Consider the following 462-nt stretch of genomic DNA (forward strand, 5'->3'; position numbering starts at 1 on the left):
ATGTAGGGGTTGAAGCTGTCGAAGGTGCCGAGAACGACGGAATTGTAGGTGCCGCCCTTCGGCGCGTCCGCATTGACATAGTCGTAGTGCTGGAAGTTGTCGCCGTATTTGGAGTCGCCGATCAGCGAGGAGGTGGTGCGCCATTCATCCGCGAAGCCGGCCTGCAGGCTGCCGGCAAGGGCGGCCGCGACCAGCACGGAGTTGAGAAGCGTTCGGCCAACCGTCATGCGTTCTCCTCTGCGAACAATCCCCACCGGCAATCTAGATCATTTGACGACCGTGGAAACCGCAATGCGCAGGCTTTGTCGCCGCACATGCTGTTTTCCTAACAGAAAAGCCGGGACGAACCCGGCTTTTCTGAGGATGTCTTTATGACAAATTGTTTATTGAGCGGGTGCCGCCGGCTTGGCGGGCGCGGCGCCCTCGGCCGGCGCGGCGCCTTCCGCAGGCTTGGCCTCGGCC

At 61.5% G+C, this 462-nt stretch carries 1 pseudogene; it reads right to left on the reverse strand.

Features of this window, described 5'->3' with window-relative positions:
* Window positions 1–227 (reverse strand): annotated as a pseudogene (locus tag EN781_RS33865) (ABC transporter substrate-binding protein); the annotation flags it as partial.
* Between the last annotated feature and the right edge of the window lie 235 nt (window positions 228–462).

The sequence above is a fragment of the Mesorhizobium sp. M4A.F.Ca.ET.090.04.2.1 genome, from assembly GCF_003999085.1.
GTDB lineage: Bacteria > Pseudomonadota > Alphaproteobacteria > Rhizobiales > Rhizobiaceae > Mesorhizobium.